Annotated in this window: 20 protein-coding genes; 13 read left to right on the top strand and 7 right to left on the bottom strand. The window is 63.7% G+C overall.

The window, feature by feature from the left end; translation table 11 throughout:
* Position 1 precedes the first annotated feature (1 nt).
* From ACHIRB_RS28830 to uraH, 5 genes are read right to left on the bottom strand one after another with little or no spacing between them, the layout of a single operon-like run.
* Positions 2-1,414 carry an amidohydrolase family protein gene (locus ACHIRB_RS28830; protein ID WP_395124397.1) on the bottom strand — a complete coding sequence of 471 codons (1,413 nt, stop codon included), beginning with the start codon at positions 1,412-1,414 and terminating at the stop codon, positions 2-4.
* A complete protein-coding gene (locus ACHIRB_RS28835) occupies positions 1,411-4,146 on the bottom strand; it encodes a molybdopterin-dependent oxidoreductase (RefSeq protein ID WP_395127815.1) in 2,736 nt (911 codons plus the stop codon). The genes ACHIRB_RS28830 and ACHIRB_RS28835 overlap by 4 nt, the downstream gene beginning before the upstream one ends.
* Positions 4,143-4,967 carry an FAD binding domain-containing protein gene (locus ACHIRB_RS28840; RefSeq protein WP_395115512.1) on the bottom strand — a complete coding sequence of 275 codons (825 nt, stop codon included), beginning with the start codon at positions 4,965-4,967 and terminating at the stop codon, positions 4,143-4,145. Before ACHIRB_RS28840 ends, ACHIRB_RS28835 begins: the two co-directional genes overlap by 4 nt.
* A 19-nt stretch (positions 4,968-4,986) precedes the next feature.
* On the bottom strand, positions 4,987-5,910 hold the full coding sequence (gene pucL, locus ACHIRB_RS28845) for a factor-independent urate hydroxylase (protein WP_395115513.1): 924 nt from the start codon (positions 5,908-5,910) through the stop codon (positions 4,987-4,989).
* Positions 5,911-5,926: 16 nt separating this feature from the next.
* A complete protein-coding gene (uraH, locus tag ACHIRB_RS28850; RefSeq protein ID WP_395115514.1) occupies positions 5,927-6,253 on the bottom strand; it encodes a hydroxyisourate hydrolase in 327 nt (108 codons plus the stop codon).
* 135 nt (positions 6,254-6,388) lie between these two features.
* Here uraH and ACHIRB_RS28855 point away from each other — a divergent pair, with 135 nt between their 5' ends.
* Together ACHIRB_RS28855 and ACHIRB_RS28860 are read left to right on the top strand one after the other, a co-directional pair.
* Positions 6,389-7,486, top strand: coding sequence for an XdhC family protein (locus ACHIRB_RS28855; RefSeq protein ID WP_395115515.1), 1,098 nt, complete (start codon positions 6,389-6,391; stop codon positions 7,484-7,486).
* Positions 7,483-8,103: a nucleotidyltransferase family protein gene (locus ACHIRB_RS28860; RefSeq protein WP_395124398.1), complete on the top strand. Its 621-nt coding sequence runs from the start codon at positions 7,483-7,485 to the stop codon at positions 8,101-8,103. The genes ACHIRB_RS28855 and ACHIRB_RS28860 overlap by 4 nt, the downstream gene beginning before the upstream one ends.
* On the opposite strand, the gene ACHIRB_RS28865 is transcribed toward ACHIRB_RS28860, so the two are convergent.
* Entirely contained in the window at positions 8,090-8,695 is a 606-nt protein-coding gene (locus ACHIRB_RS28865; protein WP_395115517.1) for a DUF998 domain-containing protein, read from the bottom strand. The two genes, ACHIRB_RS28860 and ACHIRB_RS28865, sit on opposite strands and share 14 nt — an antisense overlap.
* A 325-nt stretch (positions 8,696-9,020) precedes the next feature.
* On the opposite strand from ACHIRB_RS28865, the gene ACHIRB_RS28870 reads away from it, so the two are divergent.
* Positions 9,021-9,398: an STAS domain-containing protein gene (locus ACHIRB_RS28870; RefSeq protein WP_395115518.1), complete on the top strand. Its 378-nt coding sequence runs from the start codon at positions 9,021-9,023 to the stop codon at positions 9,396-9,398.
* Positions 9,399-9,475: 77 nt separating this feature from the next.
* Complete coding sequence (locus tag ACHIRB_RS28875) at positions 9,476-9,934, top strand: ATP-binding protein (RefSeq protein ID WP_395115519.1); 459 nt, start codon at positions 9,476-9,478, stop codon at positions 9,932-9,934.
* On the opposite strand, the gene ACHIRB_RS28880 is transcribed toward ACHIRB_RS28875, so the two are convergent.
* Positions 9,922-11,307 (bottom strand): DUF2252 domain-containing protein, encoded by a 1,386-nt coding sequence (locus ACHIRB_RS28880; RefSeq protein WP_395115617.1) that lies wholly within the window; start codon positions 11,305-11,307, stop codon positions 9,922-9,924. The genes ACHIRB_RS28875 and ACHIRB_RS28880 overlap by 13 nt on opposite strands.
* A 116-nt stretch (positions 11,308-11,423) precedes the next feature.
* On the opposite strand from ACHIRB_RS28880, the gene ACHIRB_RS28885 reads away from it, so the two are divergent.
* From ACHIRB_RS28885 to ACHIRB_RS28925, 9 genes are all read left to right on the top strand, one after another.
* A complete protein-coding gene (locus ACHIRB_RS28885) occupies positions 11,424-12,077 on the top strand; it encodes an NUDIX hydrolase (protein WP_395115520.1) in 654 nt (217 codons plus the stop codon).
* Positions 12,078-12,133: 56 nt separating this feature from the next.
* Positions 12,134-12,727, top strand: a complete 594-nt coding sequence (locus ACHIRB_RS28890) for a CDP-alcohol phosphatidyltransferase family protein (protein WP_395115521.1) — start codon at positions 12,134-12,136, stop codon at positions 12,725-12,727.
* 10 nt (positions 12,728-12,737) lie between these two features.
* Positions 12,738-13,523: a DUF881 domain-containing protein gene (locus tag ACHIRB_RS28895; protein WP_395115522.1), complete on the top strand. Its 786-nt coding sequence runs from the start codon at positions 12,738-12,740 to the stop codon at positions 13,521-13,523.
* Positions 13,520-13,870 carry a small basic family protein gene (locus ACHIRB_RS28900; RefSeq protein ID WP_395115523.1) on the top strand — a complete coding sequence of 117 codons (351 nt, stop codon included), beginning with the start codon at positions 13,520-13,522 and terminating at the stop codon, positions 13,868-13,870. The genes ACHIRB_RS28895 and ACHIRB_RS28900 overlap by 4 nt, the downstream gene beginning before the upstream one ends.
* Positions 13,871-13,875: 5 nt before the next feature.
* On the top strand, positions 13,876-14,619 hold the full coding sequence (locus ACHIRB_RS28905) for a DUF881 domain-containing protein (RefSeq protein WP_395115618.1): 744 nt from the start codon (positions 13,876-13,878) through the stop codon (positions 14,617-14,619).
* Between the two features lie 18 nt (positions 14,620-14,637).
* Complete coding sequence (gcvH, locus tag ACHIRB_RS28910) at positions 14,638-15,042, top strand: glycine cleavage system protein GcvH (protein ID WP_199702229.1); 405 nt, start codon at positions 14,638-14,640, stop codon at positions 15,040-15,042.
* 114 nt (positions 15,043-15,156) lie between these two features.
* Positions 15,157-15,621, top strand: coding sequence for a glycogen accumulation regulator GarA (garA, locus tag ACHIRB_RS28915; RefSeq protein ID WP_199702226.1), 465 nt, complete (start codon positions 15,157-15,159; stop codon positions 15,619-15,621).
* Positions 15,618-16,352, top strand: a complete 735-nt coding sequence (gene ftsR / locus ACHIRB_RS28920; protein WP_395115524.1) for a transcriptional regulator FtsR — start codon at positions 15,618-15,620, stop codon at positions 16,350-16,352. Before garA ends, ftsR begins: the two co-directional genes overlap by 4 nt.
* A gap of 78 nt (positions 16,353-16,430) precedes the next feature.
* Positions 16,431-16,904 carry a bifunctional nuclease family protein gene (locus tag ACHIRB_RS28925; protein ID WP_395115525.1) on the top strand — a complete coding sequence of 158 codons (474 nt, stop codon included), beginning with the start codon at positions 16,431-16,433 and terminating at the stop codon, positions 16,902-16,904.
* The last annotated feature ends 134 nt before the right edge of the window (positions 16,905-17,038 follow it).

Consider the following 17,038-nt stretch of genomic DNA (forward strand, 5'->3'; position numbering starts at 1 on the left):
ACTAACTCAGTTCTGCGCGACGGCCCCGCACGTAGACCTCGGTCACAGCAGGCTCGCGGATACCCATCAGCAGTACGAACAATGTCTGCTCGCGCGCCAATTGTGCGTCGTCCGAGCGGATTCCGTACTTCAGCGCGGCGTCGAGCGGGGGGTGCCTGCTCGGTTCGACGACGATGAAGTCCGCTTCCTTGCCGAGATCGAAGTTTCCGAAGCGGTCCTCCATGTCGAGAGCTCGCGCACCCGCGAGTGTTCCGGTGAACAGCATTTCGGCAGGGTGCATGGAGACGCCCGCGTCACCCGGTTCGGAGATGTGCACTTTGAATGCATCCGACAGCACCTTCGAGATCAGCCATTCGTCGCCTCCGCCGAAGTCGGTCCCCGCAGCAACGTTGACGCCGGCTGCGATCGTGCGCTTCCATGGCATGGTCCCGGATCCCAGAAACTGTTGCGAGACCGGACAATGCGCGATCGAGGTGCCCGTCTCGGCCATCCGTTCCAGTTCGGAATCCTGGCAGTGCACGCAGTGGGCAAGGATGCTGCGCTTGCCGAGCAGACTCTTGCCGCCGACCGTGGATCCCGGCAGAAACTTGCCGTCGTAGGTATCGAGGTAGGAGTCGACCTGATAGACCTGCTTGGTCGTGTCGACCTCGCCGGTGCCGGGCCTGGCGTTCTCGTTGAGGTGGCTGTGGAAGTAGACGCCCCGTTCGCGCACCGAATCGTACAGTTCACCAAGGTTTCTCAGCGTTTCGGTGGTGACCGACAGGGAGAACCGCGGCACGATCGCCACGTGCAGCAATGCGGTTGCCACATCTCCTGTGTCGGCTCCGTGCCACTTCTCGATCTCTTCGGTCGTCAGCCGGATGGCGTCTTCCTCCGACGTCAGCAACGGTTGCGCCGTGTCGCCACCGACGGTCTGTATCCCACGGCCGCTGACAATCCGCAGTCCTGCGCGTTTGGTCGTCGCGAAGAGCGCATCCTGAGCGTGCGGGAATGCCGAGCCGAACACCATTGCCGCCGTAGTCCCGGCAGCGATTCGCCTGGTGCAGAACTCCACGGCCGCGCGCTCGGCGTACTCGGGATCGGCGAACCGCGACTCCGACGGGAAGATGCAGAGGGTGAGCCACTCGAGCAGTTGCCCGCCGCCGTAGGCATCGCCTGCGAAGGTTTGCGGAAAGTGAATATGTGTATCTACGAAACCCGGAAGCAGAAAACCGGGGCGATGATCGAACACGGTCGGATCGGCACCACTCGGTAGCGCGCCGTCGTGATCGACTCTGTTGCCGCAGAATATGATTCGACCGTCGTCGCCGATCACCAGCGCGCCGTCCTCGATCGAAACCAACGACGCCGCGGCGTCGGCGACGGTACCGCTTCCCGCCACGTGGAAGATATGTCCGAAATGCACCTGGCTCACTTCATGAGCAGACCACAATTTGCCATAGCGCGCCAGACTCGGATCGCATTCATCGGCAACTGATGCACCCGCGCCCCCGTCGCACGGGCAATTGCGTTGGCAAGTGCGGGCGCGACGGGGTTGTAGGGGGATTCGCTCATCGACTTTGCACCGAGTGGGCCCAGCGAGTCGTGTGTGTCCGCGAAATAGACCTCGGTTCGCGGTACATCCGCCAGTTGCGGAATGTGGTAGTTGCGCAACGCACTAGCGGTGATCGTCCCGTTGCCGTCGTCGATCATGTCCTCGTAGAGCCCCGATCCGATACCTTGTGCGACACCGCCTTCGACCTGCCCGCGACACTGCTCGGGGTTCACGACGTAACCAGCATCGGCAGCGTGCACGGACTGCAGGATCCGCACCTCGCCGGTCCGGCGGTCGACCGCGACCCGAAAAGCTTGCACGTTGAAGGCAACCGATCGCGGTAAGCCGTCGTGGTCACCGCGAGCAGTGAAGGGTCCGTCGTTGGCGGCGACGAGTTCCGCGAAGGTGACCAGCCGACCGCTGCACCCGACCCCATCGGGACCGATCTCGCAGTGTTCCGCGGATACCCCGGTGAGAGTTGCTGCAGTCGCCACGACCTGCTCGCGCAACAGTTCGGCGGCCTTCGCTACCGCCTTCCCCGCGACGGTGGTTCCAGCCGACCCGAAGGCGCCGGTGTCGAAAACCGCCGAGTCCGTATCGGATTGGCGGGTACTTACGTTGTCGACCGTCGTCCGCACGATGGTGGCCACGATCTGGCGGTGCACGGTGGTGGTCCCGTTGCCGAACTCGGATGTGCCGACACAGACGGTGTAGCAGCCGGATTCGTCGAGTGTCACCGAGGTCTGCGAGAAGTGGCCACGCGGTGGAATCGTCGCGATCATCGCAACCGCCATGCCCTCACCGGTTGCCCAGTGCTCACCGTCGGGCGCGGCGCTGCCGTTTCCGTTGCGCAACGCCGCCTCCGCGAGATCGAGGCACTGATCGAGACCGTAACTGCCGTATTGCAAGTCGGGTTCGACCGGATGTGCTTCGACGAACGGATCGCCGGGTTCGATGACGTTGCGGCGCCGAAACTCGAAGGGGTCGATATCGAGGCGCGCCGCAAGCTCGTCGAGCGCGGACTCGACTGCGAAGCTCACCTGCCCGAGTCCGTAGCCGCGAAACGCGCCGGACGGAATGTTGTTCGTGTAGACGGACATCGCATCGACTCGCTTGTTCGCACAGCGATAGACCGCGATCGATTCACCGCAACTGTGGAACATGACGCCGGGTCCGTGATTGCCGTACGCGCCTGTGTCGGTGAGGACGTCGACAGCGAGGGCGGTCAGTGCGCCGTCGGCCGTGGCGGCTGCGACGACGTCGACACGGAAGGGATGCCGGCACGGTGCCAGAGTGAACTCGTCGGATCGCGAGAACTCGTACTGCACAGGACGACCCGTTCGTAACACGGCAGCAGCGACCAGGTCCTCGGTCAGCATCTCCTGTTTGCCGCCGAAGCCACCGCCGACCCGACCGGTGAAGACACGTACTTTGTCGCGCTCGAGACCGAATACGTGGCACAACTCGTCGCGCACCAGATACGGCACCTGCGAACTCGTCCGGATGACGAGGCGACCGTCGTCGTCGAGCCAGCCGATCGAGCAGTGCGTTTCCAGATGCACGTGCTGGACCCGCTGCGTTCGCCAGCGCCCTTGCACGACGACGCCCCCGCCTGCCTGAGTCTCGGCTACGGCAGCGTCCACATCACCCGTGGCGCCGTGCAATTCGGCGACGAGGTTGCGGCTCGGATCCGCGATACGTGACGTTTCGGCGACCTTGTCGGAATGGACGAGCGGTGCATCGGGTGCAGTGGCGGCCTCGGGGTCGAAGAGGGCCGGCAGGACCTCGTAGTCGACAGTGATTGTGCGACAGGCTGCTTCGGCCTGTGCCACCGACTCGGCGACGACTGCGGCGACCCGCTGTCCGCGGAACCGCACTACCGTGTCGAGCAGAACGGTGTCGTCGGGATCGTCGGTGCGGTGCTGGTGTCTGCCGGTCGAATACAGCACCGCCGGACTGTCGTCGTTGGTGAGGACCGCCACCACTCCCGGCATCGATTCTGCTGCAGTGGAATCGATTCCGATGATTCGGGCGTGCGCGTGCGGGCTCTGAACGACTGCGATGTGCGTCGTGCCCGCGACGGTGACGTCGAGTGTGTACCGCTCGGTCCCGGTGACGATCGCCGGTCCGGCAGGAGCAGGTAGTGAACGTCCCGATGCCAGGCCCGTTGTGGGTCGTTCGACGTTGCCGACTCCGCTCAACGCATCGTCGATCGCACGATAGCCGGTGCAGCGACACAGATTTCCTTTGAGTCGCTCGGATCGTTCTCGGTGGTATTCAGGCCCGAACGTCGATGCCGTCACGATCATCCCCGCGGTGCAGAACCCGCACTGAAAACCTGCTGCCTCGACGAAACGGCGTTGCAGTGCATGGAGATCGTCCGGGGTACCGAGTCCGGCCACCGTCGAGACAGATCTACCCTCGGCGCGATAGGCAGGGGTGACGCAGGAATGGATCGGTGTGCCGTCGAGAAGTACCGAGCACGCACCACAATCGCCGGAGTCGCAACCCTTCTTGACCTCGAAGTGCGCCTGCTCGCGAAGAAAGGTGCGCAGGCATTGACCCGGTCGCGCGGTGGCGTCGTACTCGTGGCCGTTGATCTCGAGCTTCATGCGAGCTCCTGCCGGATTTCGTGTGCGAGCACTCGCGACACGGCCTTTCGCCAATCCGGTGCACCGTGGGCGTCGTCGTGCCACACGTCATCGGGGATGTCGTCGAGCGCGGCGTCGAGCGCATCCGCGGTCGGAACCGCGTCGAAGCGCAGGCTCAGAGGTCGTATCGTGCCGCCGGTGACCGCCAGCGCGAACGCGCCACCATCGGTTGGGAGGTCCAGCCGTCCGACCAACACCGCGCCCGACCGGCCGAGCGGTGCCAATGCGATCTTGCGAAAGGCCGTACGAGCGCGCAGCGCTGCCGCAGGCAGAAACACGGACCGGACGACGTCGCCCGTCTCGAGCACGTTTGTCGCAGCGCCGGTGACGAATTCGGTGATTGCGACCGACCGATCGGAGCCGTCCGCCCGCCATATGGTCACGGTTGCATCCAACGCCGTAGCCAGTGAGATCATCGCTCCCGCAGGGAAAGACAGACAAAGATTGCCGCCGACGGTTGCGCTGCCCCAGATCTTGTACGACGCGAGCAGGGCGGTGCAGCACTGGTTCAGCAGCGGTGCCGCGGCCCAGTCGGGCGGCAGTTCGCGAGACAGCGCGGAAACTCGCTCGACCGTGCACGTCGCAGCAAGTTCCAGTCCCGATGTTTCGACAGTGACCGGTTCCCAGCCGAGGCCCGTGATGTCGAAGAGGCGTCGGATACCGGGCTGTGGCTCGGAAAACAACCACGTTCCCCCTGCGATGACGGCGTCGGACGTGCCGAGTTGCGCGAGATCGTTGCGCGTACCCACAACAGCGATATCGACTATTTCGTTCAGATCCATTGCGCACCTGATTCGTTCACTACGCGAGCCAACCGAATTGCTGTTCCCATGCCGGTCCGGCGGGTGGAGCGTCGTCGCGGGTCACCACGGCCTGGATCAGGCCGTACGGACGATCGGAGACGTTGAACACCTCGTTCGGATTGTCGAGTCCGAACGGCGCCAAGTTGTGGACGAAATGATGCCGATTCGGTGCGGACAGTCTGATTTCGGCGATCGATCCGAAGTGTTCCAGCACAGCCTCGCCCATCCGAAAGAGCGTTTGCTGCAACGCACGTGACTGCACGACGGCGAACTGTTCGATCAGCAGTTGCTTCACCTGCGAGTAGACATCGTCCCAGTCGGCGTCGGTGCCGACGAAGCGCCATTTGGCAACTATCGACGTGGCCATCATGCGATCGTTCGTCGGTTCGAGCACCGTGTAGTCGTCGACGAGGAAGCCTGCGAATTCCGATCCGGTCGACTTGAGAACGATCAGATCCTTCAACCCGCCGACGACCCACACCTTGCGGTCGGCGCCTGCTCCTTCGACAGTGATTGTCGCCGTGCGGATTTCCTGACCTTTACGGATCCACGTGTGGTCGTGTGGAGCGCCGTCGGCGCTCGCGCGCTCCCAGAGGTATTCGTCGATTTCGATTCGCGCGAGGTGGACGGGTTCGATCTCGTCGACGAAATGCTCGGCGAGACGGATTCCGTACTCCTCGATAGTCGGTATGCCGTACTGCTTCGCAAAGGCGTACGCCGTCTGCTTCTGCGAGTCGGTCGGCAACACGTTGCTTTGGTCACCGTCGGTGTAGGCGGCGGCGAAATCTCCACGCAGGCAGGTGGATACGTTGACATCCTTGATCTCGTGGCGGGGGGAGTCGCGATAGATTCGGACGATACGGCTCTCCGCCTTGCCGTATTGGTCGGCGCCGAGCACGATCTTGCCGTTCAGGTCGGACATCGGCGTACCTCCTCGTTCAGCTACCCAGATAGGTGGAGTAGGCGTAGGGCGACAGCAGCACAGGAACGTGATGATGCCGGTCAGCGTCCATCACGTCGAACGTTATCGAAATCTCGGGATAGAAGCCCTTGGTTCCGGTCGACGCGAAGTATCGTCCGGTGTCGAAGGTCAGACGGTAGATCCCTACCTCCAACCGGGCGTAGAGCTCGACGATACGACCGTCGGAATCGGTTTGCGCGGAGGCCAATTGCGAACCGTCCTGCGCCTGCAGAACAACGGGCACACCGGCTGCGGGTGACCCTGTCGCGGCATCGAGAACGTGGGTACCGAGCGTGCCCCTCATGGGACCTCCTGTTCGTCGAAGCAGTCAGGTGCTGACCGTGCACTGACGTCGAGTGTCGTGCCGGTAGCCGAGTTGCGCAAACGCTGTTGTTCGATGCGCTGCCGAAAGACCCGCGCAGACCTAAAGTTGACTGCTATGCGCGACATACTTCGACAGCTCGTCGAGTGGACGGACGCCGACCGGGCGTTCGCGCTCGCCGTGATCGTCGGTACGTCGGGTAGCGCACCGAATCTGGTTGGTACCGCGATGGCGGTTGCCGACGACGGCGTGATCGTCGGAGGTATTTCGGGTGGCTGCGTCGAGGCGTCGATCCTCGACACAGCCGCCGAGGTCCTCGCTTCGGGGGAGTCCCGACGCCGCACCTTCAGCGCCGCGGATCCCGCCGACCCCTTCTCCGTCGGTCTGACCTGCGGCGGCACCATGGACGTGCTCGTCACCTATTCCGCCGGTCTCGCAACACAATTGGCTGTTCTGACGAGCGCTATCGCTTCCCATCGGCGGGCCTTACTGCTCACCGTCGTTGCTGGAGATAGCGCCGTGGTCGGGGCGCGGTCGGCGTGGGACGGCTGCCTGGACGGGTCGACCGTGGCGGCTCGACCGATTTTCGATGCCGTGATCGCGGATTTGCCGACCGACACCGGTCTGGTCACCGTCGCAGGCGACACGGGCGACGTGACCGTATTCGTGCACTGTTTCGCGCCACCGCCGCTGCTGATCGTCTGTGGGGCGATCGACGGCGCGCGACCGCTCGCTGCGGTGGGAAAGCTGTTGGGGTACAGGGTCACACTGTGCGATGCTCGCGCCGCATTCGCGACCCGGGCTCGGTTTCCCGATGTCGACGACGTGATCGTCGACTGGCCGCATCGCTACCTCGACCGGATCACCGTGGACCGATCGACGGTGCTCTGTGTGCTTACCCACGATCTCAAGTTCAGCGTTCCGCTGCTGGTGAAGGCACTCGGGCTGCCGTTCGGGTACATCGGTGCGATGGGCTCACGTGCCACCTGCGCCGAGCAGGAGCGCCAGTTGCGGGCACACGGTGTGTCGCCGGAGGCACTACTTCGGCTTCGTGCGCCGATCGGACTCGACCTCGGTGGCCGAACGCCCGCCGAAACTGCGATCTCCATCGCGGCCGAAATCGTTGCTGCCCGCGAGCAGCGTTCGGGTACCGCACTGTCACACGGTTCGATGCCGATCCATCCGACCGAGGCACTCGCTGTCGGCGACACGTGACCGAGCACTTCGACGGCCGATGCGCCGGGTTGCTCCTCGCAGCCGGGAGCGGATCCCGATTCGGGGGTCCGAAGGCCTTGGCTCTGATGGAGAATCGTTCGCTCGTCGCTCGAGCCGTCGACGTGCTCCGCGGCGGCGGATGCCGACCGGTCCATGTTGTCGTCGGTGCGCAAGCCGACGAGGTGTCGGCGTTGGTGCCGTTCGACGCTTCTGCGGTCCACGCCGCCGACTGGGAGCGGGGAATAGGCGAGTCGCTTCGGGTCGGTCTGACATCGCTGACCGACACCAACGCTTCTGCTGTGTTGATTCATCTGGTCGACCTTCCCGATGTCGGCGCTGACCTCGTCGCGAGGTTCGTCGCTGTGGCCCGCCCTGATGCGCTCGTCCGAGCGATGTTCGACGACGCGATCGGCCACCCCGTCCTCGTCGGGAGAACGTGGTGGCCGACGTTGCTTGCGAGTTTGTCGGACAGTGACCCTCGAACAGGCGCCCGAAGCTTCCTGAACGATCATCAAGCGCTCACCCTGCTCGAGTGCTCCGATCTCGCTACCGGTCGCGACGTCGACTACGCCGCGGATCTTGCCCACTTCGTGCACGGGACTCTCAGGCGGCAGTGACCGGCGTCGATCGCAGCAGGCGGACACCGAGTGCCGACGTCCATGCGAACGCGACAGCGACGCCGATCGCCATCCGCACGCCGATGCCATCCGTGGACGGGTTGGCGAGCAACACAAGAAGTCCGGCACCGACGACGCCGCTCACAACCGCGAACACACGTGAACCTTCCGCCCAGAACCGCTTAGCGAACACGAAGCAGACGATGTAGAACGCAGTGAATGCCACAGCCGGACCGATGCCGTGCACGATGCCGTGCCAGCTCACCTCGGCGGGCGGACCGTCGGGTGTGCCGATCGGGAAGCCGTGCTCCGGATCCGCGCGAAAGAGCCCGCCGACGACGAACCCGCTGCCGAAGACGAACAGCAGGCGCGGACCCCACTTGCCTGAGCGTTCACCCTCGATGGCGCGTCGTACCCCAACGGCGAACGCAATCAGTGCGATGCCGGTCAGCGTGAAGTTGAGGATCTGCAGCCAGCCCAACGTGCCGTTGCTCAGCAGACTGATCGGGTGGCGACTCAGGTCGAAGCCGTCCCGAGTGAGGATCTGTGTTCGGCGACGATCGCGAACACAGGACCGGCGACGATTCCGCACAGCAGAAGTCTGCGGACGCCGATCGGAGTGTGCGCTGCTGCGCCGAGCTCGGTGGGTGTGCGTGTCGATGTCATGACGTGCCTCTCGCAGGTTCGGGGTCGGGGTTGGACATCGATACCTCGAAGCGCGTCGTGGAATCTCGACACACCCGCCGAACCGGGTTCAGGTCGAGCCGCGTTGGCAGATGTGGGCAACGTCTCGTAGGCTCGTCGGGCAGGGTTGAGACAGCAGCCTCGGGTGGAGTTGTCGCCTGTCCCAATACTGGCGCCTCCACGATCATGTTCATTGTGCAGATGCGAGGTAGACAGTGGTCGACGGAAAAAGTGTGCCTGAGCAGTCGTATTTGTCCATGGGTCCGGACGCCTTCGAAGTCGGTGTGAGCTGGCACGGTTCGACCGTCGTCCTCGAGGTATCCGGAACCGTCGATCTCGTTACGGCACCTCAGCTTTCGGAATCCATCCTCACCGCGATGTCCAACGAGCCGGAGGCTGTGATCGTCGATCTGACGGACGTCCTTTTCCTCGCGTCGGCGGGCATGACGGTGCTGATCGCGGCGCACGAACAGGTGATGGCCTCGGCTCGGTTCGCAGTCGTCGCAGAGGGTCCGGCAACCGGGCGACCCATGAAGTTGGTCGGCGTCGACCAGCTCGTGACGATCTATCCGACTCTGGAATCGGCGCTCGCGGATCTCACTGCTGCATAGCCGGCGAAAAAGTGGGTATGTGACTCGCATAGGTATCCGAAGGGGGTACGCGCGAGCACATCAGGAGGCAGCAGCGCATGACGGACATACAACCTTTGCGATGTGAGGGTTTTGCCGCCGAACCCTCGTCCGCTGTCGCGGTTCGTGGCAATTTCCACACGTGGCTGGACGAGAACTTCCGACTCGATGCCGATCGGTCGAGTGCGCTGACACTTGCCGTCAACGAAGCACTTGCGAACGCGGTCGAGCATGCGTATTTCGACTACGCGATGCCTGGCACTTTCGACCTCGTCGCCAGCTACGACGCGGCGAACGACCGCTTGCTCGTGACGATTGCCGATCACGGCCATTGGCGGGCACCGCTCCCGGATCCGATGCACCTACGCGGGCGCGGAATTCCGCTGATGAACGCGCTCGCCGAACACGCCGAAATCGAGAAGGGTGTATTGGGGACCATCGTGTCGCTTTCCTGGAGCACACGGTCGAACAATCGTGCCGCAGAACACCTGCACGACACGCGCCGTCACGCGAGTTGAGCCTGCATCCGTCCTGAGTCGACAGCCTCGACGAGTTCGGCGTGGTCGCTGATCGTCTGATCGGCATACCGAACCGCAAATCGGCCGATCGACTTGTGCACATCCTTGTCGCCGTCGAAGTAGCCTGCCAACAGCCGCGGATCGAGAGACCGAGTGTGGGCCCGAGCGAGCAGCGCTCCCGCCAGGCGACCGTAGTCGTCCAGGTGGTTACGCTCCAGCACCGTCGGATCGATATCGCCCTTCATATTTCTGAACTGTCGGACCATGTACGGTCGTTCGCCGATGGTGGTCCAGCCGAAGAGAATGTCGGGACCGGACTGTACGAGCCTCGCGCCCTGCACGATGCGTTTACCTTCGTGTTTGACCGTCGCGGCAGGCAGATAGGGCGACAGCGCAGACGCTCTCGCTTCTTTCAGTTGCAGCACAAGCGATTCGCCGCGGTTGCCGTGTAGTAGCGCGACATAGCTCCGCAAGCCGACACTTCCGGTTCCGACGATGCGGAATGCGACGTCCCGCACCGCGAACCTGGTGATCAGATTCTTGCGGGTTTCCCTGAGGGTGTCGACGTAGGACTCGAGGCCGTCGGTGATGGCCTCGACCTCTGCCGGTTCGATGTGGGTGAGAATCGGCGGGTCGTCGATGAAGCGGTGACGTCTCACACCTGTTTCGTGGTCGTCGAGTTGCGTCGTCCACTTCGCAACGACCTTGTCGCTGGTATTCGTCCGAGCCTTCGTTGCTGCCCTGGCGAAATCGTCGATCAGTTCGTCGGCCTTGGCAGCGTCGAGGACCGATGCGTCGGGCAGCGCCGTCCAGGACTTGAGGAACGGCGCGTCGGCGAGATCCCGGATCGTGCGGCGATAAGACTTGACCGCGTCCTCTGCCGCGTCGATGCATCCCTTGCTCGGCACGCCGCCCTCGCGGCCCGCGAGCACGAGACTCGCGGCGAGGCGCTTGACGTCCCATTCCCACGGGCCCGGGATGGTCTCGTCGAAATCGTTGATGTCCATGATGATTTCGCCTGCGGGGGAGCCGTACAGGCCGAAGTTGGCGGCGTGCGCATCGCCGCACAGCTGGGCGTTCACCCCGTTGGCGGGGGAGTCGGCAAGGTCCGCGGCCATCAGACCCGCTGCGCCGCGGAAGAACGCGAACGGTGACGCGATCATGCGACCGATTCGCAGCGGAAGCAGGTGTTCCAATCTGCCCTCGTTGCTCTTGTCGATGTAGGCGAGCACGCTCGGGCGGTGCGGATGCGCAGGCTCGTGGTCATGCGCCGACGTGGGTACCGACTCGGCCAGCGCGCGGCCTCGGTCGTAGACCTCGTTGGCCGGTGTGAACGATCGCAAGTCCACCTTGTCCGCATCTTTCGCCACGATGTGCTCCCTTCGGCGTCACTCGACCCGACGCGAGTGTGAATCCTATCGCCGCAGCCCGTATTGGGGTCCGGTGTCGGTAACAGTGTGTCGGGTCCGGTTGGCCTAGTGTCGAGGCGATGAACAGCGACGACGTCGAGGGGGTCACCCGCGAGCGGATCGAGGCGGCCCTTGCGGCGTTCGAGCCGCGCGCTGCCGGCGAGGATGTACGCGATGCGGTCGGTGAGACGTCTGCTAGCCCTCAGCGCGCTGCGGTGGCTATCGCGGTCGGGCGCCGAAGGGACGGGGTGACCGCGTTCCTGCTGACGGTGCGCCCGGACCGGATGCGCGCACATCCCGGCCAGTTCGCCTTGCCCGGCGGCCGCGTCGACAGCGGTGAAAGTGCAGCGCAAGGGGCCCTGCGGGAGCTGCACGAAGAACTCGGCATCGAGGTCGACGAAGCAGCGGTGCTCGGCCGCCTCGACGACTACGTGACGAGGTCCGGCTATGTGATCTCACCGTTCGTGGTCTGGGTCGGTGATCTGCTGGATGCCACGATCGCGAACCCGGACGAGGTCGCGATCGTTCTGACCCCGACGATGGCCGAGCTCGACGTCGAACCCCGGTTCGTCACCATCCCCGAATCCGACCGACCCGTCGTGCAGTGGCCGTATGCCGGATCGCTGATACACGCGCCGACCGGCGCGATCATCTATCAGTTCCGCGAGGTTGTGTTGCATGGGCGCCCGACGCGAGTGGATCACCTCGAGCAACCCGTGTTCGCGTGGCGTTAGCGCCATGAATGGGGTAAGGACTCACACATGAGTTTTCTGGATATTCGGTCGGCCGCATGAGCGGGCCTCTCGACGAGCGGGTTGTGTCGGACCGAATCTTCACCGTTCCGAACGTTCTCAGCATGATCAGGTTGCTCGGCGTCCCGGTTTTCCTCTATCTACTGCTCGTCCTCGAGGCCGACTGGTGGGCATTCGCCCTGCTTGTGCTCAGCGGCGTCACCGATTGGCTCGACGGCAAGCTTGCCCGGTTGCTCGACCAGTCGTCGCGTCTCGGTGCCCTCCTCGATCCGCTCGTGGATCGCCTGTACACGCTCGCGACGCTGATCGGGTTCGTGATCAGGGGCATCATCCCGTGGTGGGTCGCGGTAATCCTCATCGGTCGCGACGCAATCCTTGCTTTGACGTTGTCGGTGTACAAGAAGCGCGGTCTCCCGCCCCCGGAGGTCATCTATCTCGGTAAAGCCGCGACGTTCGCTCTGATGTCGGCTTTCCCGTGGATCCTTGCAGCGCAGATCGATTGGGTCGGCGCGGGCGCTGCCGGCGCATTCGGGTACGCGTTCCTGGTCTGGGGTACCGCGGTATACGTGTGGACCGGTGGGCTCTACGTCTGGAAGGCCGTCGCGGTAGCGCGCGCAATCCCTGCATCATGAATTTGCCTGCATGAATTCGTTGCTGCGATCGCTGCTGACCGACCACGTCGACCCCGGATATGCGATCGCCGCCGACAACGCAGAACTCCGACCTGGACGTCGCGCCAAGTTCGCTGCGGGTGCCTGGTTGGTCGGCGGGCTCGCTGTGATCGGGCTCGTACTGGGGGTCGCGGTCGCAAAGAACGTGGATCATTCGGGCCGCGACGCCGACCGTGACCAGATCCTGTCTCAGGTGTACGAATCAAGAGATCGTGGCTCGATACTGGCAGCCGAGCGGGACGAGCTTGCGGTGCAGGCGGATTCGGCACGGGCGGCCGCGCTGGCAGGCACCGCGGAAGGTGCACCGCTGCTGGATCGGATCGACGACCTCGAAGCCGCGAGCGCCGCGAGCGCCGTGCAGGGTCCGGGTGTGACGATCACGCTGGCCGACGGCGGTTCGGAAGGCCGGTCGATCGTGCTGGATCGTGATCTGCGTGCGGTTGTGAACGCGTTGTGGGCCAGTGGCGCCGAAGCGATATCGATCGATGACAAACGCATCGGCCCGGCGGTGGCTGTTCGGCAGGCAGGTGGCGCGATACTCGTCGACAACGTCGCTGTGTCGTCGCCGTACCGAATATCGGCGATCGGTCCGCCGAGCAAGCTGCAGACGGGGTTCGTCGTCAGTGACGCGTACCTCCGAATGTCGGGACTTTCGCAGCTCTACGGCGTCGGGTTCGACATCGGGGTTGCCGACGACCTGGAGTTGCCTGCGGCGACGCTGCCCGAGGTCCGGTCGGCACGAGAGGGTGGGGGATGAAGGGAAAGTTCGCGTTTGCCGGACTCGTCGCCCTCGTTGTCGGCATCGGCATCGGGGTCGCCACAAGCCCGGAGGTTCCGGACGGTGCCGCGCCCTACCTGCCTATCGCGGTGGTTGCCGCGCTCGACACCGTGTTCGGTGGAATGCGGGCCTACTTCGACGAGATCTTCGATTCGAAGGTGTTCGTCGTGTCGTTCGTCTTCAACGTGGCGGTGGCAGCCTTCATCGTGTGGCTCGGTGATCAACTCGGGGTCGGCACACAGCTGTCCACCGCGATCATCGTCGTGCTCGGCATTCGTATCTTCGGCAACGCGGCCGCCCTTCGTCGGCATCTGCTGGGGGCGTGAGCGCGATGTCGGAGCAGGTGGAACCGGGTAAACACGAGTTCCGTGACCCCCCGCGTCCACGTCGCACGCAGCTCGTGTTCTCGATCCTGGCGGTCCTGCTCGTTGCTGCCCTCGGTGTCGCGATTGCGACGAAGGTACGTGGGACCGGATCGGGCGACTCGCTCGATTCGGCACGCCCAGCAGATCTGCTCGTCGTCCTCGACACGCTGAACCGCCGCGAAGCGTCACTGCGACAGGAGATCGCCGAACTGCAACGGACGGTCGATGCCGTGCAGAACAGCGGCTCGAGCGCTGCGTTGGAAGAGGCGAGGGCACGATTGCGAGCGCTGACGATCGCTGTCGGTACGGTCGGGGCTGTCGGGCCGGGGCTCGAGCTTCGCATCGACGATCCGCAGGGACGCGTCGATGCCGACGTTCTTCTCGCGACCGTTCAGGAGTTGCGTGGCGCAGGCGCAGAGGCCCTGCAGCTAGGCGACAGCGCCGGTGTTCTGATCCGGGTCGGCATCGACACATGGGTATCGGGCACGCCGGGAAACATCGTCGTCGACGGTCGAGCGCTGTCAGCGCCCTACAATTTGATTGCAATCGGAGATGCACCGACGTTGGCGGCCGCAGTGAACATCCCGGGGGGCGTCGCAGATACGGTGTCGCGCAACGGCGGAAAGCTCCAGGTCCGGCAGTCCGACGAGGTGACTGTCACCGCGTTGCGCGAACCGAAGCCGCGCCAATACTCTCAGCCCGGAAACTAAGCGAAAGGAACTCACACGGTGAGCGATTCCGAGACCCCAGCAGATCTGCGCTATACCGAAGAACACGAATGGGTCAAACGAACCGGCCCGACGACCGTCCGCATCGGCATCACCGACTACGCCCAGTCACAATTGGGTGACGTCGTATTCGTTCAGCTGCCTGCCATCGACGACGAGGTCGTCGGCGGCGATTCGTTCGGCGAGATCGAGTCGACCAAGAGCGTTTCCGACATCTTCGCGCCGATGACGGCGAAAGTTGTTGCCGTGAACGAAGATTTGGAGTCCGCACCGGAAACGGTGAACTCGGACCCATACGGAGACGGCTGGTTGGCGGAGTTGGAAGTCGCCGACGAGAAGACTTTGGACATTGCATTGAAGGACACGCTGGACGCAGAAGGCTACCTTGCTGTTGTCGGCGACTGAATCGGCTACGCGACCTCGGCGGTCTGCCCACACGCACTACGATCGGCAGGGTACGGTCATGGGAAACGTGTGTGCCGACAGTCGGGGCTACGTGCCCACTGAGGAGGAGAAACGGTGAGCGAGAACGACAATGACTCGGCATATGGAGAGAGCGCTGCGGAGACCACATCGGTCTTCCGCGCAGATTTCCTGAACGAAGTCGATACTTCGGCGGTGCAAACCGGTGAGGCGCCGGTTTCGGGAGTCGAGGGCCTACCCGTCGGGTCGGCTCTGCTAGTCGTGAAGCGCGGCCCGAATGCAGGCTCGAGGTTCTTGCTCGATCAGCCGACGACCTCGGCGGGCCGGCACCCGGACAGCGACATTTTCCTCGACGACGTCACGGTCAGCCGTCGGCACGCCGAGTTCCGTCAGGAAGACGACGAGTTCCAGGTCGTCGATGTCGGCAGCCTCAACGGCACGTACGTCAACCGTGAGCCGGTCGATTCTGCCGTGCTTGCAAACGGCGACGAGGTGCAGATCGGAAAGTTCCGGCTCGTGTTCCTCACGGGTCCGCGTTCGCAGGGCGATTCGGCTAAATGACGGCTGTCGGGGAACGCGCGCAGGGCGGAATGTCGATCGGGTCCGTTCTCGATCAGCTACGCCCCGACTTCCCCGACATCACCATTTCGAAGATCCGATTCCTCGAATCGGAAGGCTTGATCAGTCCAGAACGGACTCCGTCGGGTTACCGGCGGTTTTCGATTCTGGACTGCGAGCGCCTCAAGTTCGTTCTCACCGCGCAGCGTGATCAGTACCTGCCGCTGAAGGTGATCAAAGAACAACTCGAGGCCATCGACAGTGGAGTTGCGACGCTGGGTGCAGATCGTCCGGCGTCGCGGCCACGTCGATTGGGTGTTGTGCCCGGCGAGGTGTCGCCAGACGAATTTCAGGCCGATCGCGATGTCCGGATCAGCCGCGAGGATCTCCTCGAGCGTGCGGACATCGACGACAAGTTCTTGACCGAACTCATCCGCGCAGGCCTTGTCACCCCAGGTCCCGCTGGGTTCTTCGACGACGTCGCCGTGATGCTGGCTGTGACGGCCAAGTCGATGTCGGAGTTCGGTCTGGAGGCCAGGCACCTGCGGGCGTTCAAGTTGGCCGCCGATCGCGAAGCGGGCCTCATTGCACAAATCGCAGGTCCGATCGCGAAGGGTCGCGATGCAGGCGCACGTGATCGCGCCGAGGAGGTAGTCCGCGAGTTGGCGGCGTTATCCCTGACGCTGCACACTTGTCTGGTGAAAGCCGCGGTGCGCGGCGCCATCGATCATTGAGCCGTTTCGCCCCTTGGGCGTCGGATCACTAACTCGCATAGACTCTTTGTAAGGGCTTCGAGCTGGGAGGCGGACGCAATGAGCGAGATGCGAGTGATCGGTATCCGTGTCGAGCAGCCACAGAATCAACCCGTCCTCCTCCTTCGCGAGGCCGACGGTGATCGTTATCTACCGATCTGGATCGGGCAGGCAGAAGCGACTGCGATCGTCCTCGAGCAACAGGGCGTCGAGCCGGCGCGACCACTCACACACGATCTGATCAAGAACCTGATCACGGCACTCGGTCGCACATTGAAGGAAGTCAGGATCGTCGACCTGCAAGAGGGCACGTTTTATGCCGACCTTGTCTTCGATCAGGACCTGCGGGTGTCCGCGCGACCGTCCGATTCCGTCGCGATCGCGCTGCGGGCCGGTGTCCCGATCTATGCAGAGGAGCCGGTACTCGCGGAGGCTGGGCTGGTTATGCCGGACGAGCGTGAGGACGAGGTCGAGAAGTTCAAGGAGTTCCTCGAATCCGTCTCACCGGACGACTTCAAGGCCACCGACGGGTGAGGTTGTTCATAACGAATGAGTCTCACCCTCAAGTTTAGGTTTAGGTATTGGCGCGTCGCGTTGATTCATTGACCTCTGCCCCATAGCGTTTCGGGCGTACGCTGAACAGTTACTGGACCAAGATCCAAGAGGGA

Source organism: Antrihabitans spumae, assembly GCF_043944905.1.
GTDB lineage: Bacteria > Actinomycetota > Actinomycetes > Mycobacteriales > Mycobacteriaceae > Antrihabitans > Antrihabitans spumae.